4 protein-coding genes are annotated in these 23,568 nt (G+C 64.2%); all 4 read left to right on the top strand.

Annotation, left to right across the window (positions count from 1 at the left end):
• Positions 1 to 303 precede the first annotated feature (303 nt).
• From HB680_RS08365 to HB680_RS08350, 4 genes are read left to right on the top strand one after another with little or no spacing between them, the layout of a single operon-like run.
• Complete coding sequence (locus tag HB680_RS08365) at positions 304 to 10,020, top strand: non-ribosomal peptide synthetase (RefSeq protein ID WP_213938037.1); 9,717 nt, start codon at positions 304 to 306, stop codon at positions 10,018 to 10,020.
• Positions 10,017 to 14,129, top strand: coding sequence for a non-ribosomal peptide synthetase (locus HB680_RS08360; RefSeq protein WP_213938036.1), 4,113 nt, complete (start codon positions 10,017 to 10,019; stop codon positions 14,127 to 14,129). The genes HB680_RS08365 and HB680_RS08360 overlap by 4 nt, the downstream gene beginning before the upstream one ends.
• Positions 14,129 to 23,236, top strand: a complete 9,108-nt coding sequence (locus HB680_RS08355; RefSeq protein ID WP_213938240.1) for a non-ribosomal peptide synthetase — start codon at positions 14,129 to 14,131, stop codon at positions 23,234 to 23,236. Before HB680_RS08360 ends, HB680_RS08355 begins: the two co-directional genes overlap by 1 nt.
• Positions 23,229 to 23,429 carry an MbtH family NRPS accessory protein gene (locus tag HB680_RS08350; protein ID WP_213938035.1) on the top strand — a complete coding sequence of 67 codons (201 nt, stop codon included), beginning with the start codon at positions 23,229 to 23,231 and terminating at the stop codon, positions 23,427 to 23,429. Before HB680_RS08355 ends, HB680_RS08350 begins: the two co-directional genes overlap by 8 nt.
• Positions 23,430 to 23,568: the final 139 nt, after the last annotated feature.

Below are 23,568 nucleotides of genomic sequence, written 5' to 3'. Positions count from 1 at the left end.
GGTTTCAAGTGGTCAAGCGGTATGCATTCGTCGGTGTAGTGGGCAGGGCGACCGAAGTCGCCGATGTCCCCGTCAGATCCCCAGCTGTTTGCGATACACGCCTTGCAGCGCTGTTCGCCAGCCAACTCCCCCGCAACTCCCTGCGCGCCACGGCGTCCGCCCATGACGTGAGTCCGCGAGCACGCGCCGCGCCATCCCCCTGATTTCGCATGATCGACCCGGCACGCAGTGTCGGGCCTGACTGGCGGGTGATGAACGTCCCAGCCAACACACAAAAATAATGTAGTCATGGACGGTAGCCTGATGTTCGACAAATCTTCCTCGCGTGGGACGACCTCCGCGCAGCCCAACGCTTTACCCGAAAATCCATCCACCCCTTCGACACTGACCGGACCGCTCGCCTACTGGCGCGACCGGCTGGCCGATGCCCCGACGTTGCTGGAGTTGCCCACTGATCGGCCACGGCCGGCGGTGCAGGGCGATCAAACCGCTTCGCACGCGCTGACACTGGATGCAACGATAACCCAGGGCCTCAAGGCCCTGAGTGTGAGTCACGGCAACAGCCTGTTCATGACCTTGCTCGCCGGTTGGGCCGTGGTGCTGGCGCGGTTGTCCGGTCAGCATGAGGTGATGATCGGTGCGCGCACTGGAGATCTCGACAACACGCGGCCACTGCGCCTGTCGCTGGCGGAGGCGCCCACTACGCGCCAACTGCTCGGTCACACCCGCGAGGTAATGCTCGGCGCCGAGGAACATCAGGACCTGTCGTTCGAACAATTGCTCGCGCTGCTCAAGCCTGAACAAAGCCCGGCTTATCATCCGCTGATCCAGGTGCTGTTCGCCTGGGAACACGCGCAATTACCACGGCTTGCAGGGTTCGACCTGACGCTGGTCCTGAGCGAAACCGAAGGGTGTATCAGCGGCCATCTGCAGTACGCCTCGGCGCTGTTCGATGCCGCGACCATCGAACGTTTTGCCGGTTACCTGAACACGGTTTTGCAGCAGATGCTCGCGCAGCCCGACGTTTCGGTGATGGCCCTGGAGATGCTCGGCGACGCCGAACGCCAGTGCCTGCTGCGCGAGTGGAACAGCGCCGTGCAACCGTTCGACGCCAACCAATACGTCCACGGTTTGTTCGAAGCCCAGGTCCAGCGCAACCCCGACGCCATCGCCGCACGTTTGCACGATGACGTCTTGAGCTACCACGACCTCAACACCCAGGCCAATCGTCTTGCCCATCACCTGCGTAGCCTCGGCGTCGGGCCGGACGTGCGCGTCGGGCTGTGCCTGAAGCGTTCGCTGGACATGCTGGTCGGCGTACTGGCCGTGCTCAAGGCCGGCGGCGCTTATGTGCCGCTGGACCCGGCCTATCCGCCGGCTCGCCTGGCGCACATGCTCGCCGACAGCGCTCCCGCCGTGGTGCTGAGCCACGGCCCGGCCACGGTGAGCCTTGAGCATTCGACGGTGCTGGACATCACCGACACCCGCCCATGGGCAGCGCAGTCGCCGGACAATCCCGACCCGCTTGCCGTCGGGCTGACACCTCGACATCTGGCGTACGTGATCTACACCTCGGGCTCCACCGGCACCCCGAAAGGCGTGATGGTCGAGCACCGTGGTCTGATCGCCGTGAGTGCGGCCTGGGAAAAACTCTACGCCTTGGGCGCGCCCCTCAATCACCTGCAAATGGCCGGTTTTTCCTTCGACGTGTTCAGCGCCGACCTGATCCGAGCGCTGGGCTTTGGCGGCACGTTGGTGATGTGCCCACGTGAAGCACTGATGGACCCGCCAACGCTGTATCGCCTGCTGAGCGAGGCGCCCATCGGTTTTGCCGACTTCGTGCCGGCGGTGCTTAATCCGTTGCTGGCCTGGGTCGAAGAAAGCGGCCACGACCTGTCGTTCATGCGCACCGTGGTTTGCGGCTCGGACATCTGGACCGCCCACAGCGCCCGGCAATTGCGCCGGCTGTGTGGCGAACGGACGCAGATTGTCCAGGCCTATGGCGTCACCGAAGCGAGCATCGACAGCACCTGTTTTGAATACAACGCCGCCCGCGTGGCCGACGGCGTGTTGCCCATCGGCCGGGCGCTGGCCAACACGCGGATTTACCTGCTCGACGCCTTGGGCGCGCCGGTGCCCGTGGGTGTCGCGGGCGAGTTGCACATCGGTGGCGTTGGCGTGGCCCGGGGTTACCTGAACCTGCCGCAACTGACCGCTGAACGTTTTATCGACAACCCGTTTGTGGCGGGTGAGCGCCTGTACCGCAGTGGTGACATGGCGCGCTATCGGCCCGACGGGAATCTGGAGTTCCTCGGACGCAATGACTACCAGGCCAAGCTGCGCGGCCTGCGTCTGGAACTGGGGGAAATCGAAGCGCGGCTGGCGGACATCGCCGGGGTGCGTGAAAGCCTGGTGCTGTTGCGTCAGGATGCGGCCGGTGAATCGCGACTGGTCGCCTATTACTGCGAAAGCAAAGATGCTTCACTGAGCCCGCGTTCACTGCGCGAGCAGTTGCACGTCAGCCTGCCGGATTACATGGTGCCCACGGCGTTCGTGCGTCTGGATGCACTGCCGCTGACGGCCAACGGCAAGCTCGATCGCAGCGCGTTGCCGGCGCCCGGCGTCGAGGCTTTCGATCAACGTGACTATGAGCCGCCGCGCACAGAACTGGAAACCGCACTGGCCAACATCTGGGCCGAGGTGCTCGGCGTCGAGCGCGTCGGGCGTCAGGATCAGTTCTTTGCCCTCGGCGGTCACTCGTTGCTGGTGATGCGCGTACTGGCTCAAGTTCGGCACCAACTTGGCCTGGAAGTGGCGCCTTCGGCGCTGTTCGCCGCGCCAGTGCTCGAACAGTTCGCCGAACGCCTGAAACTCAACCAGGACAAGGCTCGCGTGGCGATAGCGGCTGTTGAGCGGTCGGGCGCGCAAACGTTGTCGTCTGCCCAGCAACGCCTGTGGTTCCTCGCGCAAATGGAGGGTGGCAACGCGGCGTATCACATGCCATTGAACCTGCGCCTGCGCGGTCCGTTGCAGGTCGCCGCCCTGGAACGCAGCTTCAATCAACTGGTGGCGCGTCATGAAGCGCTGCGCACCACGTTCATCACCGTCGAAGGGGAAGGGCGGCAACTGGTCGCGCCGCTTTGGCAGTTCATCAAACTGTCGGCGATCGACCTGCAAGGTCACCCCGAGGCACGTCTTGCACAGTTGATCGAGGAAGAGGGCGCCAAGCCGTTCGACCTGACCCATGGGCCGTTGATGCGCGTCAGCCTGCTGCGGCTGGCGGACGACGATCACGTGCTGCTACTGACCCAGCACCACATCATCTCCGATGGCTGGTCGATGGGCGTGCTCACCCGTGAACTGGGCCTGTTGTACGAAGCCGCGATCCACGATCGCGCCGATCCACTGCCGCCACTGCCCGTGCAATACGTGGATTACGCCGTGTGGCAACGGCAGTGGTTGACCGGTGATGTGCTGGCCGGCCAGAGCCGCTACTGGCGCGAGAACCTCGGCGGCGCGCCGGTGCTGCTGGAACTGCCGGCCGATCACAAGCGCCCGCCGGTGCAGGATTACCTCGGCGGTTTTGTGCCGCTGGTGTTCGACCCGGCGTTGACCGCGCAGTTGAAAGCCTTGTGCATGCAGCAGGGCACCACGCTGTTCATGACCTTGCTCGCGGCCTGGTCGCTGGTGCTGTCGCGCCTGTCCGGGCAACCCGACGTGGTGATCGGTGTGCCGTCGGCCAACCGCACCCAACAGGAACTGGAAGGGCTGATCGGTTTCTTCGTCAACACCTTGGCGTTGCGCATGACCCGCTCGGGCTCGCCGTCCGTGGCGCAATGGCTGCAACAGGCACGCCGCGTGGCGCTGGGTGCCCAGGAACATCAGGACCTGCCGTTCGAGCAAGTCGTCGAATTGCTCAACCCGCCCCGCAGCCTGGCTCACAGTCCGTTGTTCCAGGTGCTGTTTGCCTGGGAGCAGGATCAGGACTCAGACCTGATGTTGTCCGGCCTTGAAGTGAGCCCGGTCGAGAGCCATCAGCACGTGGCCAAATTCGATCTGCAACTGGCGCTGCACGAGCGTGACGGGCAGATTGTCGGTGGCCTGGAATACGCCTCGGGCCTGTTCGAGCCGGGGACGGTGGCGCAGTTCGGCGAGTACCTGCGTCGGGTGCTCACCCAGATGGTCGAAAACCCCGAACAGCCGTTGACCACGGTTGATTTGCTCAGCGCGGAACAGCATCAACAGATCGTCCACGAATGGAATCGCACCGAGCGCGACACTTCGGCCATGCCCGATTGTGTGGCGCGGTTTGAAGCCGTGGCCCGGCAAACGCCTGGCGCGGTGGCGTTGCTCGCGAATGGTCGGTCACTGAGTTATGGCGAACTGAATCAGGCGGCCAATCGCCTGGCGCATTACCTGATCAAACAGGGCGTGCGTCCCGAGCATCGAGTCGGGCTGTGCCTGGAACGCTCGCCGGAGATGGTCATCGGTTTGCTGGCGATCCTCAAGGCAGGCGCGGCGTATGTGCCGTTCGATCCGGCGTACCCGAGCGAGCGTCTGGCCTTTATGTTCAGCGACGCCGCACCTGCTTTGGTGCTGACTCAGTCAGCGTTGCGCGAGGTGGTCATCCACGACCTGACGATCTGCTGCATGGACACCGATGCGCAGCAATGGGCGCACTGTCCGGGCACTGATCCGCAGGTCACCGTCAGCCCCGACAATCTGGGCTACGTGCTTTACACCTCCGGTTCGACCGGGCGCCCGAAAGGCGTGGCGCACAACCGCCGCGCGCTGGATAACCTGATCGCCTGGCAGCTCGATCAAGCGACGACTCCCGGCCGGGTGCTGCAATTCGCCTCGCTGAACTTCGATGTCTCGTTCCAGGAAATCTGCAGCACCTTGTGTTCGGGTGGCAGCCTGTTGCTGATGACCGAAGACAGTCGCAAAGACCTCGCTGCGTTGCGTCCGACCCTGGTGGCCGAAGGCGTGCAGCGCGCGTACCTGCCGTTTGCCGTGTTGCAGCAACTGGCCGGCCTGACCGCGTCCGACGCGCCGATGCCGGCCGGTGGCTGCGAGGTCATCACCGCCGGTGAAGCCCTGCAAATCAACGATGAACTGCGCGGGTTTGTGCGCGGTCTCGGCGGGTCGCACTTGCACAACCAGTACGGTCCGACCGAAACCCATGTGGTCAGCCAGTTCCGCCTCGCGTGCAGTGAGGCGGAACACTGGCCGGATGCGCCGCCGATTGGCCGCCCGATCGCCAATGCGCGGTTGTACGTGCTGGACGTCGACATGAACCCGGTGCCCGTCGGTGTGGCGGGGGAGTTGTACATCGCCGGCACCTGCCTGGCCCGAGGCTACCTGAACCGTCCGGACCTGACCGCCGAACGTTTTGTGCCGGACCCGTTCAGCGCCAAACCCGGCGCGCGCATGTACCGCAGCGGTGACCTGGCGAAGTTCCACGCCGACGGCAACGTGCAGTACCTGGGACGGATCGACCAGCAAGTCAAATTGCGTGGCTTCCGTATCGAGCTCGGCGAAATCGACAGCCTGCTGCAACAGCAACCCGGTGTGCAGGAAGCCGCGGTGCTGCTGCGTGAAGACGTGCCGGGGGACAAACGCCTGGTGGCCTACGTGGTCGGCCCGGCGTCCGGCGAAACCCTGCGCACCGAGCTGCAACGGCATTTGCCGGAGCACATGATTCCGAGTGCCTGGGTGTCGCTGGCGCAGTTGCCCTTGACCCGCAACGGCAAGCTCGATCGCCAGGCGTTGCCCGCACCGGAACGCAACGCCGGGGCGACTTACGTGGCCCCGCGCGACGTCACCGAGCGACAAATGGCCGAGATCTGGGCCGAAGTGCTCAAGTGCGAGCGAGTCGGGATTCACGACAACTTTTTCGAACTCGGTGGGCACTCGCTGCTGGCGACACGGATGATCTACGCGATCAATCAGCGCATGGGCGCGCAACTGTCCCTGAGCAGCCTGTTCAAGACCCCGGTGCTGATGGATTTGGCGGCGCAAGTGCAGGCCGGGCGCAGCGATGACGTGCAAATCGTGCCGGCCTTTCTTGAGATCGAGGCGGATCGCGATGCCCGGCATCAGCCGTTCCCCCTGACCGATATCCAGCAAGCGTACTGGTTCGGTCGCGAAGCCACGGTCAGCCTTGGCGGCGTCAGTGCCCACGGCTACGAAGAGCTGCGCATTCCCGATTTCGATGCAAGTCGCTTCGAGTTGGCGCTGAACCGCATGATCCAGCGCCATGACATGCTGCGCGTGGTGTTTCTCAGCGACGGTACGCAACAGGTGCTGGAGCAGGTGCCGACGTACTGCATGCCCCGCAGCGATTTGCGTGGCGTGCCCGCCGAGTTCGCGCAACAGACGTTGCAAGCCACCCGCGAGCGCCAGTCCCACCAAGTGCTGGATGCCAGTCGCTGGCCGCTGTTCGAGTTCAGCCTGTCATTGCTCGATGACGGCCTCACCCATTTGCACATCAGCCTCGATGCGCTGATCGTCGATGCCGCGAGTACGCAGATTCTCGCCCGCGAGCTGATGGCGTTTTATGTCGATCCGAACCTGGCCCTGACGGAGCCGGGCCTGACGTTCCGCGACTACGTATTGGCCGAACACCAACTGCGCAGCGGCACGCGCTATGAACAGGCCCTGAGTTACTGGCGCGAACGGGTCACCACCCTGGCGCCGGCGCCGGACCTGCCGCTGGTGCGCCAACCAGACAGCATTGCCAACCCGCACTTCACCCGCCGCGACCGCGACATGCCGGCGGCGCAATGGGCGCGACTCAAAGCCGTGGCCAAACAGTTCGCGGTCACGCCGTCGGTGATGCTCTTGACCGCGTTCAGCGAAGTGCTGGCGCTGTGGAGCCGACAACCGCGCTTTACCCTGAGTCTGCCGTTGTTCAACCGCTTGCCGTTGCACCCGGATGTCGACGAAATCATCGGCGACTTCACTTCCCTTGTGCTGCTGGAAGTCAACATCGCCGGGGCCATGAGCTTCACCGATAAGGCCCGGGCGGTGCAGGCGCAGTTGTGGCAAGACATCGATCACTCGGTGGTCAGCGGCGTGCGGGTGCTGCGGGAATTGTCCCAGGCCCGGGGCGTGCAGCAGACGGCCATGCCGATCGTATTCAACAGCACCTTGTCCGAGGCCGCGCCGGAACTGGCGGAGTTCAACCTGGCGGACGCGTTGAACGCCAGGCACATGCACAGCATCACCCAGACCCCGCAGGTATGGCTCGACCACACCTTGCTGGAGCTGGAAGGACGCTTGCTGTTCAACTGGGACAGCATCGACGAGTTGTTCCCGCAAGGCATGATCGAAGCGATGTTCGTCGCCTATAACGCGCTGCTCGATCGCTTGCTGGAACCGGCGGCATGGGACGCGAGCACACCGCAACTGTTGCCGTTGGCGCGCCTGCCGGCACCCCTCGATACTCAAGAAGCGTTGCCATTGATGCACGAACTGTTCGAGCGTCAGGCCCTCATCACGCCGGACGCTGTGGCGGTGATCGCTGCACAGCGGCAACTCAGCTACGGGCAATTGCGCACGGAGGCGCGGTCCCTGGGGGCGCTGCTTCAGGCCGAGGGCGTGATGCCTAATCGGCTGGTCGCAGTGATGATGGAACGCGGCTGGGAACAAGTGGTGGCGACCCTGGCGATTCTGTACGCCGGTGGCGCTTATCTGCCGATTGACCCGACGCTGCCGGCGGAGCGGGTGCGGCATATTCTTGAACGCGCCGAAGTCAGCCTGGTGCTGACTCAACCATCTCTGCTCGGCGTGGTCGAGTGGCCTGTGCAGGTCAGCGCCATCGCTGTGACCGATGACGTCTTGCCCGAACACGCGCCGCTGCAACCGGTCAACGTCGCACCGACCGATCTGGCCTACGTGATCTACACCTCCGGCTCCACCGGCATGCCCAAAGGCGTGGTCATCGACCACCGGGGCGCGGTCAACACTTTGCTCGACATCAACCGACGCTTCACCGTCGGCCCGGCCGACCGTGTGTTGGCAATCTCGTCCCTGAGTTTCGACCTCTCGGTCTATGACTTCTTCGGCACCCTGGCGGTGGGCGCGGCGGTGGTGGTGCTTGAGCCGCAACTGGCCCTCGATCCGGCGCACTGGCGGGATTTGATCGAACGCCACCGGGTGAGCCTGTGGAACTCGGTGCCGGCCCTGCTCGGCATGTTGCTCGAATATGTGGAGGGCGCGGGCGGCACGTTGCCCACCAGCCTGCGGGTGGCGATGCTGTCCGGCGACTGGATTCCCCTGACCCTGCCGCAACGGCTGTGGGCGTTGCAGCCGTCGGCGCTACTGTTCAGCCTCGGCGGGGCGACCGAAGCCTCGATCTGGTCGATCTGTTACCCGGTGCAGCACGTCGATCCGGCGTGGCGCAGCATTCCCTACGGCAAGGCCCTCGATCACCAGCGTTTCTACGTGCTGGACGAAGCGCTGCAAGTGCGCCCGACCTGGGTCGCGGGACAGCTGTACATCGGCGGGATCGGCCTGGCCCAGGGTTACTGGCGCGATGAAAAGCTCAGCGCGGGCAGTTTCTTCCCGCACCCGCTGACCGGCGAGCGCCTGTACCGCACCGGCGACCTCGGACGTGTGTTGCCAGACGGCAACATCGAATTCCTCGGCCGCGAAGACAATCAGGTCAAGGTCCAGGGTTATCGCATCGAGTTGGGCGAGATCGAAGCGGCGCTCAATCGCCACCCCGGCGTGCAAGGGGCCGTGGTGCAAATCCTCGGCAGCACATTGGGAGAAAAACGCCTGGCCGGCTATGTGCTCAAGGCCGATCCGGCGTTGCAGGCCAGCGACTTCGCCCAGTACCTGGCGGACAAACTGCCGGCGTACATGGTGCCGTCGTCGTTTACGTTTGTGGAGGCCTGGCCGTTGTCCTCCAACGGCAAAGTCGACAAGAAACGCCTGCCGGAACCGTCGCAGGAACAGGCGTCCGGCCCGGCGCTGGAAGTGGAAGGCGCGCAGGAACAGCGTCTGGTGTCGATTGTGCAGGGCGTGCTCAAGCGCGATGCCATTGCTGGCAACGCCAACCTGCTGAACCTCGGAGCCACCTCGATCGACATCGTGCGCATCAGCAATGCGCTGTCCAGTGAGCTGCGCTTTCGGCCGCATGTGGCACAACTTTTGGCGCAACCGACGTTGCTGCACCTGATCGGCATGTACCGCCAGAGCCTGGCGCGCCAGGAACTCGTCAGCAACGCCCAGCAGCGAGGGAGCAACCCCGAGGAGGTCATCGAAGACCCGCACCAACGTGCGCAATTCAAGGCTGACCAGCGCGGGCGCCGCCGTTTTGGCCGGGACTTGCCGGCCGTCGCGCTGACGCTGCCGCAAACCCCGGCGTTCGCCCAACGCTTCAGCGACTACCGCTCGGTGCGTCAGTACGGCGCGCAACCGATCGAGACCCGCGCCTTTGCCGAACTCTTAGCGGCACTAGCCCAGGGCCAACTCGACGGCGAGGTGAAATACCAGTTTCCGTCGGCGGGTGGCTTGTACCCGATCCAGGCGTACCTGTACGTCAAGCCGGACCGGGTGCTCGGCGTACCCGCTGGTGCGTACTACTACGACCCGCGCCAGCACCAATTGCTGGCCCTCGCCAACACGCTGCTCGACCCGGACACCTACGACTACTTCGTCAACCGCCCGGTGTACGAGAACGCCGCGTTCTCGCTGTTTTTCATCGCCGACATGGCCGCGATCCGCCCGCTGTACGGCGAACGCAGTCGCGACTTCTGCCACATCGAAGTCGGCGCCATGGCGCAATTGCTGAGCATGACCGCCGTCGAGCAAGGCCTGGGCCTCTGCGGCGTGGGTTCCATCGAGGAGGCGCAACTGCCGGCGCTGTTCGACCTGGGGCCGAGCCATCAATTGATCTATTCGATGGTCGGTGGCCTGCGTACCACGGATGAGCAGCACCACGCACAGGTCGAGGCCTTTGCCCCCGACCAGCCCGGTGACGACAGCGACATGGAGGAGATTGAAGTATGAACGCCTATCAATTGCTGGAGCTGTTCGCGCGTCATGCCGTGGTCCTCGAAGTGGACGGCGACAAACTGCGCTGCAAGGCGCCCCGTGGTTTTCTCACTGAAGAAATGTTGCAGGCGCTGAAGCTGCACAAGCTTGAATTGATCGGGTTGCTCGGTGGCCATGACGCCGGGGCGATTCCATTGAGGGCTGGCGCTGAAGCGCACTCGCCACTGTCGTTTTCACAACGGCAACTGTGGTTTCTCGATCAACTGGAACCGGGCAATGCCTTCTACAACGTGCCCTCGGCGGTGACCCTCAAGGGATCGCTCGATGTGCCGCTGCTGGAACGGGCGTTGAACGAACTGATCCAGCGCCACGAAATCCTGCGCACGACGTTTTGCAGCGTGGAGGGCGAACCGCGTCAAGTGGTGCACCCGGCGATGTCGCTGGCACTGAATGTAACCGATCTGCGAGAAATGCCAGCCGCCGAGCGCGAACAGCAGGTCCGGGCGGCAGTCGATCACGATGCCCGGGCGCCGTTCGGCCTGGCCACCGGTCCGCTGTTGCGGGCCGCGTTGTTGCGCCTGGCCGACGACGAATACCTGTGGCTGTACAGCGTGCACCACATCATCGCTGATGGCTGGTCGATGGGCGTGATCCTGCATGAAGTCGCCACGTTGTATGGCGATTACCGGCGCGGCGAACCGTCGAGCCTGGCACCCTTGCCGGTGCAATACGCCGATTACGCCTGCTGGCAACAGCAACGTCTCGGTGGTGACGCGTTAACCCCGCAACTCGATTACTGGCGGCGCACCCTGGCCGATGCGCCGGCGCTGTCGAGCGTGCCCACCGACCGGCCGCGACCGCTGGTGCAGCGTTACGCCGGGGCCACCTTCAGTTCATCCCTCGACGGCAACACCCTGCGCGAACTGAACGCCTTGGCCCGGCAAACCCAGGGCACGTTGTTCAATGTGTTGCTGGGGGCGCTGGCCGTGTTGCTGTGGCGGCACAGCGGTCAGCAGGACTTGTGCATCGGTACGCCGTTCGCCAACCGCAGCAGCCCGGAAATCGAGCCGCTGATCGGTCACTTCGTCAACACGCTGGTGATCCGTCAACATTTGGATTCGCAGCAAACGTTTGCCGAATTGCTGCGTGAAGTGCGCGGGCAGATGCTCGATGTGCACGCGCATCAGGACGTGCCGTTCGACCGAGTGGTCGAGGCGGTCAACCCGCCGCGTGATACCGGTCATTCGCCGTTGTTCCAGGTGATGATGGTGTTGCAGAACACTCCCGGTGGCGCGGTGCAAATGCCCGGTCTGGACCTTTCGCCCTACAGCACCAGCAGCGCCACGGCCAAGTTCGACCTGGCGTTTGAGTGGGTCGAACGGGAAGGGCGCCTGAACCTGCTGGTGGAATACAACACCGACCTGTTCGACGTCATGACCATCGAACGTTTAAGCGGTCATTACCGGCACCTGCTCGAACAGATTGCCCTGGACCCCAAGCAACCGATGGGTGGGTTGTCGCTGTTGGCCGAGGCCGAGCGCGAACACATCCTGGTGGACTGGAACCGTTCCGCGCCGCTGACGCAAGCGGTCGATTGCGTGCACCGCTTGTTCGAAGCGCAAGTCGCGCGCCATCCTCAGGCCTGTGCGGTGGCGTTCGAGACCGAAACCCTGAGCTACGGCGAATTGAATGCCCAGGCCAATCGTCTGGCGGCGTATTTGCGCAGCCTCGGCGTTGGCCCTGACGTGCGCGTGGCGGTGTGCCTCGAACGTTCGCTGGAATTGCCGGTGGCCTTGTTGGCGGTGCTCAAGGCCGGTGGCGCTTATGTGCCGCTGGACCCGAATTACCCGATCGGGCGCCTGAGCCATATGCTCAGCGACAGCACCCCGGCGGTGCTGCTGACCCTCGGTTCGGCGCACGCAATTTTGCGCCAGGCGCAGCAAGGTTCCACCTGGGAAGCGCCGGTGCTCGACCTTCAGGCTGACGCCACACGCTGGGCCGGGCTGTCGCCGGACAATCCCGATCCGCGCAGCGTCGGTCTGACCCCCGATCACCTGGCTTATGTGATTTACACCTCGGGCACCACCGGGTTGCCCAAGGGCGCGATGGTCGCCCATCGCGGCCTGAGCAATCTGCTGCTGTGGTGTTCGCAGGTCTGCGGTGAAACCGGGGTGATGCTGCACAAGATTCCCTTCGGTTTCGACGCCTCGGCCTGGGAGACCTTCTGGCCGCTGGCCACGGGCGGGCGTTTGGTGGTGGCGCGTCCCGGCGGTCATCTGGAGCCGGGTTACATGGCGAAGGTGGTGCGCGAGCAGCGGGTCACGGCGTTGGTGTTTGTGCCGGCCATGCTGCAACTGTTTCTTGAGGTCGACGAAGTCAGCCTCTGCACCGAACTGACTGACGTCTTCAGCGGCGGTGGCGAGCTGTCGCCCGCCCTGGCCCGGCGTTTTCAGGAACGGCTGCCCCATGCCCGCTTGCATAACGTCTATGGCCCGACGGAAACGACGGTGATCAACAGCGTCTGGACCCTGGAGCCCGGCGCCGAGGTGCCGGCCCTGCAAGTGCCGATTGGCCGACCCATCGCCAACAACCGTTTCTACGTGCTGGATGAGCGCGATGCGCCCGTGCCGGTGGGCGTCACCGGGCAATTGCACATCGGCGGTGTCGGCGTGGCGCGCGGTTATCTGGGACTGGCACAACTCACGGCCGAGCGCTTTATCGATAACCCGTTCGTGCCCGGTGACCGGTTGTATCGCAGTGGCGATCTGGCGCGCTATCGCCCGGACGGTCAGCTGGAATTTCTCGGCCGCAACGACTTCCAGGTCAAGTTGCGCGGCGTGCGTCTGGAACTGGGCGAGATCGAGGCACGCCTGGAAGCGTGCGCCGACATCCGCGCCGCCGTGGTGCTGATGGTCGGCGACACGGCGCAGAACCAGCGGCTGGTGGCCTGCTGCGCGGTGATGGAGACGCCGGATGAGTCAGCGGTGCACGCGCACCTGGCGGCGACGCTGCCAAGCGCGGTGTTGCCCAGCGCTTACCTGTGGCTCGACACGCTGCCGCTGACTGCCAATGGAAAAGTCGATCGCGTGGCCCTGACGACGCTGGCCGATCAAGACTTGGCCAATCGTCAGGTCAACCTCAGCAGCCCTCGGGACCACATCGAACTGACCCTGTACCAAATCTGGAAAGGTTTGTTGCTGGCGACCCAGATTGGCATTCGCGACAACTTTTTCAATGTCGGCGGGACGTCCATCGCGGCGATCAAAATGGCCCACCAGATCGGTCAGGCGTTCTGCGTCGAGGTGCCGGTGCGCGTGGTGCTCGGCTACCCGACCATCGAAGCCCTGGGCGGCTGGTTGCGCGCCGGGGCCAGTCCGGCAGCGGTGCAAAGCAACCTGATCGAATTCCGTCGCGGGGCGGGCCAGCGCAATGTGGTGTGCATTCACCCGGCGGGGGGCACCGCATTTTGTTACCTGTCCCTGGCCAAGGTGTTGCCGGAGGCGGTCGGCGTCTACGGCGTGCAGTCGCCGGGGTTGAATCCTGGGGAAGCCACCGAGCCGACGGTCGAAGCCATGGCCGAGGCCTATTTGCGCCTGATCGAACCGCTGATGACGCAGCCGCTGGTGCTCACCGGGCTATCGTTCGGTGGTCTGGTGGCCTATGAAATGGCCCGACGTTTGACGGCGGCCGGGCATCGTCACGTAACGGTGGTGCTGCTCGATACCCAAGGCTCGGATGATCCGAGTTTCCGCCAGCAGATCGGCACCGTGGACATGGCCGAGTTCCGCGACAAACTGGTGCGCTTCAATGGCATGTACCCCGGCATCGAAGACGCGCAGGTCGAGCGCTATTTCCACCTGTACAACCACAATCGCCTGGCGATGGCCGGCTACGAATGCGAACCGCGCGCCGGTCGCGTGGTACTGATTCAGGCCCGGGAAGGTTTCAGTCGCCAGCAGTTGCATGAGCTGCGAGGTTTCTGGCGGCGGCGGGCCGGCGACGGCTATCTGGCGAAACTGGTGAACGGCGGTCACTGGGACATGCTCGAAACCGCTGAAGTGCACCGGGTCTCGCAGACCCTCAAGCAGGAGCTGCAGCGCTTCGACGCGCAGGAGGCGAAATGATGAATTCGCAGAAGCCACAGATGCTCACATTGCTCGCTCAATTTGCCGGGCAAGTGCGGCGCGATCCCGAAGCCTTGGCGGTCATCGATCAGCAGGTGCAGCTGACTTACGCCGAACTGACCAGTGCCAGCGAGCGCATCGCCCAGGGCTTAAAGGCGCGCGGCGTACAACCGGGCCAGTCAGTGGCGCTGTGCATGCCGCGTTGCTGGCAATGGCTCGCGACGATACTCGGTGCGCTGAAAGTCGGCGCCGTGCTGGTGCCGCTGGACCGGGCCAGCCCGGTCCAGCGCCGGGACCTGATGCTCGCCGATGCCGGTTGCGTGGGGCTAATCACCCTGGATGATGCGTGGACCCCGATTCCGTCGCTGTGGCAGACCAGCGTCGAGGCGCTGCTCGATCATCCGGATCACCCGCCGCAACCCTTGGTTGAGACCTTTGCCGAAATCAGTTTCCTGTTTTACACCTCAGGCACCACCGGCACACCGAAAGCGGTGGAAGTCGGCGAACAGGGCCTGCTGCGCCTGACGCAAACCGAAGGTTACATCGAGATTCGTCCGGCGGACCGTTTTGCCTGCCTGTCGAATCCGGCTTTCGATGCCTGCAGTTTCGAACTGTGGGCACCGCTGCTGAATGGCGGTTGCTGCGTGATGATCGCCGATCACGACCTGCTGGACGCACAACATCTGGCTCGGGTATTGGAGGAACAGCGGGTCGATAACTTGTTCATGACCGTTTCGCTGTTCAACACCTTGAGCGCGGAGTGTCCCGGGTGTTTCGCCAGCCTGCGTCAGGTGCTGATTGGTGGCGAGCAAATCAGCGCTGCGGCGGTACGCGCCTGGTACCGGGCCAATCCCGACAGTCAGTGCCAGATATTCAATGTCTACGGCCCGACCGAATGCACCACATTTGCGTTGTGTTATCCGATTGCCCGGGACTTCAGCGGCCTCTCGGTGCCGATCGGCCGGCCATTACCGGACACCGGTGTGCGGGTACTGGATGAGCAACAACGCCCGGTGGCGAGCGGTGAAGTCGGCGAGCTGTACCTGAGTGGCAGTGGCGTCGCCCGTGGCTACCGCAACCGTGCCGAAGACACTGCCCGCAGTTTTGTGCGCCTGCCCGAACTCGACGCCGGCGCCCAAGTGCATTACCGGACCGGAGATCGGGTGCGAGTCAACGCCGAAGGGCTGATCGAGTACATCGGACGGGTTGATCGCCAGGTGAAAGTTCGAGGTTTTCGCATCGAACCGGGGGAAGTGGAGCTGCAGATTCTGGAGCATCCGCAAGTGGCGCAGGCGTATGTCTGCACCCGACGCCTGGCCGCCGAAGATCATCAGTTGCTGGCGTTTATCGTGCCGCGCGAGGGTTTGGATTATTTGGAATTCGACGCCCATTTGCGGGCTCGACTGGCGTCCTACATGCGCCCGCACCAGTTGTTTTTGCTGGAACGCCTGCCGTTGACCGCCAACGGCAAGATCGACCGCGACAGCTTGCTCGCACAGCCGTTGACGCCGTGGCGGCCGGCAGTCGAGCTGCATGATGGTGATGTTTCGCCGGCCCTGGATTGGTTGCTGGCGCAGGTTCGTTCGCTGTTGGGGCAACCAGCCCTCAATGCGCATGACGACTGGCTCGGCAGTGGCGGCGATTCGCTCAAGGCCATGCGCCTGCGTTCGGAGATTCGCACGCACTGGCAGCGCGAGATCGCCATCGCCACGTTGCTCAATGAACCATTCTCGGTATTGGCCGAGCAGCTAAGCGCTGAGCAGGTCGACGCGCCGGTCTATCCTCCCGCGCCGCCCATCGGCAACGCACGACGTCTGCCGGCCACCGCCGAACAACGCCGCTTGTGGCTGATGCAGCAACGCACACCCACCTCGACGGCCTATAACGTGCCACTGATTTTGCACTTGGCGGCCGGTGTCGACGTGCCCGCATTGGCGCAGGCCGTGGAGCAACTGGTGACGCGTCATCCGGGATTGCGCACGGCGTTTGTGTCTGGCGCTGATGGTCTCGATCAAGTGATTGCCGAGCAAGGTCCGGTTTGCCGCACGTTCGAACCGGGGCATTTTGCCGAAGACACCTGGCAAGCCTTCGCGGCGCTGGTGTTCGGTACGCCGTTCGACCTGGCCACACCGACGCTGTTCCAGGCCTGGGTGCTGCCCTTCGCCGATGGCAGTTGCCGGTTGTTGCTGAACCTGCACCACATCATTGTTGATGGCTGGTCGATGAACCTGTTGTTCGACGACCTGACGCAACTGTATGAAGACGCCGTGCACGGTCGCATCAGCCCCGAACCGACGCCACGGCTCACCACCCTTGAGTTTGGCCTGTGGCAGGGCCAATGGAGCGTTGACCCGCATTATCGCGACCAGCGCCGGGCCCTGGCGCAATTGCACCGCCAGCAGGAAGCGCCGTCACCTGCGCTGCTGCCAACCCGCGCCGTCAGCCCGGACGCCAGGCTGTATCGCCAGCCCTTGGGCGATCTGCGCAGCGCCGTCCTTGAGGGGTTTTGCAGCCAGCAACGCCTGACCCGTTTCGAAGTGCTGTTCAGTGTCTTCACCTGGAGCCTGTACGCTCTGGCCGGGTGTAAACGGCCACGGATCGCCAGCCCGGTCTCGAACCGGCCGCTGGCGGAATTCGAAGCGACACTCGGCATGTTTGCCAACACCGTGCTGATCCCGACCGCCGTCGACAATGCCCTGGCGCTGGGCGAGCAATTGCGTCGCCAGACCGCCACCGTGCGCCAAGTGCTGGCGTTGCAGGACGTGGCCCTGGCGGATCTGGTGGAAGACCTGCGGCTGTCGTCGAGCACTTCGTTGTTCGATTTCATGTTCGTGCTGGAAAACACCGATTACGCCTCCCTGGCCGGTTCAAGCTTGCAGGCAACGCTGGAGTTCAGCGAACCGTTGCAGGGCAAATGCCCCTTAACCTTGCTGGTGGTGGGCGCTGAATGTTGGTGGGAGTATCAGGGCAGCTACTTCGATGAAGCGCAGATCCGGGCGATCAACGAGCTGTTCTGCCGTGGTCTCGACCTGCTGCTGGACACCCCGGCGGCAACCCTCGACGATCTGCTCAATCCTTATCGCCGCCTCCTGCCACCGGCCAGCGAAGGCAGCAGCGGCACCGCGCCGTTCACTACCGTGGCAGACTGGTTCGAGCATCAGGTCCATTGCACGCCGAATGCCACCGCACTGGTCGCCGGCTCGCAGCGCCTGAGTTATGCCGAGTTGAATGCGCTGGCCGACACCTTGGCGCTGACCTTGCTGGCGCGCCATCCGCTGCCGACCGAGGACCACACGCCACGGCATGTGGTGCTGTTTCTGGAAGCGTCGGTCGAGCACATTGTTGCCTTGCTGGCCCTGGCCAAACTCAACCTGACCGCCGTGCCGCTCGATCCCGGTTATCCGCTGGCCGTGCAACGCCAGGTTTTGGAACAGGCGCAACCCCATTGCCTGTTGTTCAGCACTGCGACCGAGGCGGCGCTGGAAAACCTGGATGCCACGCGCTTTGCCCGGCATCGGGTTGACCTGAACGCCGATGCCCGAGCGTTTTCACGCCCGCGTCATGCCGGCGAACGGGCGTTGTACACGCTGTTTACCTCCGGCTCCACCGGCACGCCCAAAGGTGTGCAAGTGCCGGATCGCACCCTGTGCAACCTGCTGCAATGGCAGCGCACCGAGGGCCAGTTGCCGGCGAAATCGGTGACCTTGCAGTTTTCCATGTTGTCGTTCGACGTGTCGTTTCAGGAGATCTTCGGCACCCTGTGCGGCGGTGGCACCTATCACCTGATCACGCCGCGCTGGCGCCAGGACGCCCAGGCGTTGTTGGCGTATCTGCTGGAGGCGCGGATCGAGCGCCTGTTCCTGCCATGCGTGGCGTTGCAGCATCTGGCGCAAACCGCCGTCACCCAAGGTGTGTACCCGCCGGCGCTGCGCGAAGTGGTCACGGCCGGGGAGCAACTGCTTTGCACCGATGCGCTGAAAACCTGGTTCAGCGGTTTGCCGTTGGCCACGTTGTTCAATCACTACGGCCCGACGGAAACCCACGTGGTCAGCGCTTATCGCTTGCCGGCAACGGCCCGTGACTGGCCGTTGCGCGCACCGATCGGCCACGCGGTCAGCAATGCCCGATTGCTGTTGGTGGACGAGCACGACCGCCCGGTGCCGAACGGCAGCCGTGGCTACCTGCTGGTGGCGGGGCCGATGATTTCCCGCTGCTATCTCGCCGACCCGACGCTGAACGCGACGCGGTTTATCGAACAGCCCCAAGCCGAGGGTCAAGCGCGGTTGTTCTACCGCACCGGCGACCTGGCCTGGGCCGATCCCCAAGGCTGCCTGCATTATCTGGGGCGGGATGACCAGCAGATCAAACTCAGCGGCCATCGCCTTGAATTGGGGCAGATTGAAGCGGCGCTAATGCAGGTTCCGCAAGTGATCAACGCGGTGGTGACGGCCCAGGCCGATCCGCCGAGCCTGATCGCGTACCTGCAATTGGACGGCGAGCCGGCGACGGCACAGACGCTGGATCGTCAGGTCGCCCGGCAACTGCCGGCCCACGTGCGCATTGACGAGTACCGACGGATTGACGCCTGGCCACGCACGCCCAGCGGCAAAATCGACCGCAAGGCCTTGAGCGGGTTGGGCGAGGCGTTGGAGCGCCGTCGTTCGACAGCTCCGGCCATTGCGCTGAGCGCGCTGGAGCAGCAACTGAGCGCGCTGTTCAGCGCCGTCATCGGCCGGGACATCGAGCCCGATCAAACCTTCTTCGAAGCGGGCGCCACCAGCCTCGGCTTGATGCGCCTGCACGCCCGTTACAACCAGGAATTGCCCCACAGCGTGGCGATGGCTGATCTGTTCGAGCAAGTGACGGTGCGGCGGTTGGCAGCGCATTTGTCCAGTGCGCCATCGACGCCGACCGAGCGGGTGCGCCACGCCGATGTCGGCCAGCAACCCATGGCAATCATCGGCATGGCGGTCAACGTCGCCGGGGCGCCAAACCTCGATGAGTTCTGGGCGATGGTTCAGGGCGGCGGGTTGGGCATCGAGCATTTTCCGGCGGCGGAAGGGCGCGTGGGCGCGCGCAGTCAACTGGCCGGAATGCTGGATTTCGACCCCGAGTATTTCGGCATCAGTCGCCAGGAAGCGCGGTTGATGGACCCGCAACAACGGCATCTGCTGATGGCTTGCGTGCAGGCGTTGCAACACGCGGCGATCACGCCGTCCGCCGATGGCCCGCGTATCGGCCTGATTGCCAGTTGTGGCGAAACCACCTACTTCCAGCAGATGTTGCGCGAGAGTGCCGACGGTGATTTACCGGACGGTTTCCAGATGGCGTTGCACCACGACAAGGACTTCCTGGCGACCAAAGCCGCTTACCACCTCGACCTCACCGGCCCGGCCATGAGCGTGCAAGCGGCGTGCGGCAGTTCGCTGATCGGCGTGCACCTGGCCAGCGCCATGCTGCGCCAGGGTGACAGTGATGTGATGCTGGCCGCCGGTGTGCTGATCGACCCGACCCTGACCGAGGGTTACCGCCATCGCTCGCAGCACATCTTTTCCAGTGATGGCCTGTGCCGACCGTTCAGCGACGACGCGAGCGGCACCATCGGCGCCAGTGGTTATGGTGTGGTGGTGCTCAAACCCCTGGCCCGGGCCCGCGCCGATGGCGACCGGATCTATGCGCTGGTCGAAGCCTCGGCGCTGAACAACGATGGCCGCGACAAGATGAGCTACACCGCACCTTCGGTGGCCGGGCAGAGCGCGGTGATTCGCGAAGCGTTGTCCAAGGCTGGGTTGACCGGCGCGGACATTGGCTACATCGAAGCCCACGGCACCGGCACCTTGCTCGGTGACCCGATCGAGGTCGCGGCGTTGAGCAAGGCGTTCGGTGATGCCCCGGCAGGCCACTGCGCGTTGGCGTCGGTGAAAAGCCAGATCGGCCATTTGGGGGCAGCGGCCGGGGTGGTCGGGTTGATTCGCGCCAGCCTCGCGGTGTTCCATGGCGTGGTGCCGCCGAACCTCGGTTTTGGTCGGATCAATCCGCAAATCGACCTGGCGCATTCGCCGTTTTACATCCCGACCACGTCGCGGCCATGGCCTGAAGGTCGGCGGCGTCTGGCGGGGGTCAGCAGTTTTGGCATTGGCGGCACCAATGCCCATGTGATTGTCGGCGCCGCGCAGCAGGATGAAGTCGTGGCTGAGGACACGTTGCCGCTGCTGATGCTCTCGGCCCACAGCCGTTCGGCGTTGCTGCGGGATATCGCGGCCATTGAAGCGTATGTGAACGCTTTTCCCGAGCGTCACACGGCGCTGCTGCGTCACTTGCAATCCGGTCGCCGTCAATTGCGCTGGCGTTTTGCGATGGCGTACCGGGTGGGTGACGTGTTGAACACGTCGTCGATCAAGGAAGTGATCGCTTCCGGCGTGCGGCTGGAGGCTCACGAACATTCAACTCAGGCGCTGATGGACGCGTGGTACGCCGGTGCAACCCTCGACTGGCCACGACGCGCGGCGCCACCGCCGTGGGATCTGCCGCCGTCGTCCTTCGATCTGGAGACGTTCCGCTTCCAGACTGCGGCGGTGGCCGAGCCCGAAACGACGCTGGCGATTGAGCGACAACCGTTGGCCGACTGGTTCTACCAACGGCAGTGGCTGCGCGTCCGACGCCTGGACACAATGGCTGTGACTGCCCGGCGTGAAACCCTGGTGGTCTGCAGCAACGAGGCGCCTGACGCGATGTTGCTGGAGGGTCTGAATGGCATCTATCAGCGGGTGATTCAGGTGCGCGCGGGCAACGGCTTCAAGCGAATCGGCCCGGACCGCTTCGAGCTTGATCCGCTGGACGTCCCGGCCATGAGCCGTTTGCTCGATGAACTGGCCGTGCCCGCGCTGGGTGAACTGGATTGGCTGCATGCCTTGCCGTTGTCGGTGACTGGCCCGGTCAATGAGCAGAGCCTGGCGGCGGCGCAGTGGGCCGGTCTGGACACGGTCAGCGCCTTGATGCAGGCCTGGGGACAAACCCCACGGACGATGAGGTTGCGGCTGTGGCTGATGTCGTCGCAGGCGTGTCCGGTGGACGGCGAAGTGGCGCGTCCCGAACTGGCGGCGCTGGCCGGCATTACCGAAGTGGTGCCCCAGGAATACCCGGTGCAGTGTCACTGGCTGGATTGGCCGTCGTCCCGAGTGGCTGCGCTGGAACTGGCGACGTTACTGGCCGACCCGGCGGCATTGCCACGGCGCATGGCGGTGCGCGGCGGTTACCTGTGGCAGCCACGGTTGGTGGCCAGCCCGTTGCCGGCCACGGTGTCGCTGTCGAACAGGCTGCCCATGGACGGCACGTTCCTGGTGCTGGGCGGCACGGGCGGTATCGGTCGCACGTTGGCCGAGCACTTGTTGCAGGCGCCACTACGGCGGGTGGTCGTGCTCTCGCGTGGCGGTGAATTGCCGGCGGCATTGGCGGCGTATGGCGCGCGGGTTGACTGCGTCCAGGCCGACATCGCCGACCTGGCCAACTGGCCCATCGCGCTCGACCGACTGGCCCAGCGTTATGGTCGTTTTGCCGGGGTGATTCACGCCGCCGGTGTCGGTGCGGGCAGTCTGATTCGCCAGCGTGACGCCCGCCAATTGGGCGAGGCGATGGCGGCCAAAACCCGGGGCATGCTCGCGGTCGAGGCCTTGATCGCCGAGATGAAGCCTGGATTTGTGCTGTATTGCTCGTCGATGTCGGCATTGTTCGGCGGTGCCGGGCACCTGGATTACTCCGCCGCCAGCGCGGTACTGGACGGCTTCGCCCATTACCGCCCGGACGCCACCCGCGATTGCGTGCGCCTGGGCATCAACTGGGACATCTGGCGCGACATCGGCATGGCCACCACCAGCGGCGCTGGCGATGCCGCGCATCAGGAACACTTGACGGTCGGTTTGTCGGCGCAAGAGGGCTGTCGGGTATTCGACCTGGCCATGGCGACCCAACTGCCGCAACTGCTGATCTCGACCACCGGTATCGACAGCGCACGGCGTTTTTATCCGGTGCGTCATGGGGCTGTGAGTGCGCCGGTCAATGTGCCAGACGTGTTGGATTTGCATCGCCATCTGCACGACTGTCTGTGCAAATGGCTGGGCGTCACCACCCTCGAAGACGACGATTCGCTGTACGAGCTTGGGGCGGATTCCCTGACGTTGCTGGACCTGATCGATGAACTGCAAGCAGCGACGGGCGAAGTGTTCCAGCTCTCGCAATTCAGTCACAAGGTCAGCCTGCAAGAAATCCTTGCGCTGGTGGATGCGGCGGCGGTGTGTATGACGACCACCGCGCCAGATACCTGGGCCGATGCGGTGCAGATTGATCAATGGCATGCGGGGGCCGGCCGTAAGTGGCTGTACCTGATCCACCCGGTGGGCGGCGATGTGCAGGCCTATCGGGAGCTGGTGTCGGCGCTGCATCCGGATCTGGGCGTATGTGTGATCGCCGATCCGGCGTTGCGCTTGCCGGATTTGCCGAACATCAGCCTCGCCGAGCGCGCCGCCTTTTACCTGAAGGCGGTGCAGGCTCGGGAGCCTGACGGCGGTGCATGGCGTCTGGCCGGTTGGTCGTTCGGCGCCTGGGTGGCGCAGTCGATGTGCAGCCTGGCGCAGGCATCCGGATTCAGGCAACCGCTGCTGTACCTGATCGACCCGCCGGCGCCAGATGCCGGGGCGGAACTGGCGAGCATTGATGATCAGGCCATCGAACAGGTGTTCCAGCGCGAGTTTGCCCAGCGTTGGCCCGACGCCGTCGGCCGGGCAATGCCTGAAGAGCGGCAGGTCTATTTGCAGCGCCTGACCCGTTGCTGCAACCACAACATCGCGAGTATGACGGCGTTCCAGCCACCCGCGCTGCCGACCACGTCCGTCCGTATGTTCATCGCGGCCCACGCCAATCCCTATGGCGTGGGCACAGCCTGGAACACCGAAGACCTGAAACACACCTGGCAGGGATTGCTCCCGCGATTGCTGAGCTGGCAACTGCTGGACACCGATCACTACGGCATCGTCGCGGGCCAGTGGGCGCGAGTGCTCGCTGACATCATCAATACCGATTCGCAACCCGAGGAGGGCGAACAGCATGAGTGAAACCAACCCGCATTTCGAGGTGGTCCGCAACGAGGAAGGCCAGTACGCCCTGTGGCCGGTGGGCAAGCCGATGGCCAATGGTTGGACTGAGGTGGGGCAGCGCGGGGAGCGGCAGGTTTGCCTGGATTACGTTGCTGAACACTGGACTGATATGCGGCCACGGTCGCTTCAGGACGTGTCAGCTCAAGATTGAACACAGCCCCCTGTGGGAGCGAGCTTGCTCGCGATAGCGGTCATGCATTCAACTTAAGTATTGGCTGGACTGACGCTATCGCGAGCAAGCTCGCTCCCACAGGGTTTGGTGATCGGACATACAAATAATAAGGTGAGGG

This window comes from Pseudomonas sp. dw_612 (assembly GCF_018449725.1).
Classification (GTDB): Bacteria; Pseudomonadota; Gammaproteobacteria; order Pseudomonadales; family Pseudomonadaceae; genus Aquipseudomonas.
The sequence above is the reverse complement of the archived record's forward strand: the minus strand, read 5'-3'. Positions and strand labels throughout refer to the sequence as shown.

Coding starts and splice junctions, on each gene's coding strand:
- HB680_RS08350 (WP_213938035.1), top strand. CDS start 23,229: ATGAGTGAAACCAACCCGCATTTCGAGGTGGTCCGCAACGAGGAAGGC.
- HB680_RS08360 (WP_213938036.1), top strand. CDS start 10,017: ATGAACGCCTATCAATTGCTGGAGCTGTTCGCGCGTCATGCCGTGGTC.
- HB680_RS08365 (WP_213938037.1), top strand. CDS start 304: ATGTTCGACAAATCTTCCTCGCGTGGGACGACCTCCGCGCAGCCCAAC.
- HB680_RS08355 (WP_213938240.1), top strand. CDS start 14,129: ATGAATTCGCAGAAGCCACAGATGCTCACATTGCTCGCTCAATTTGCC.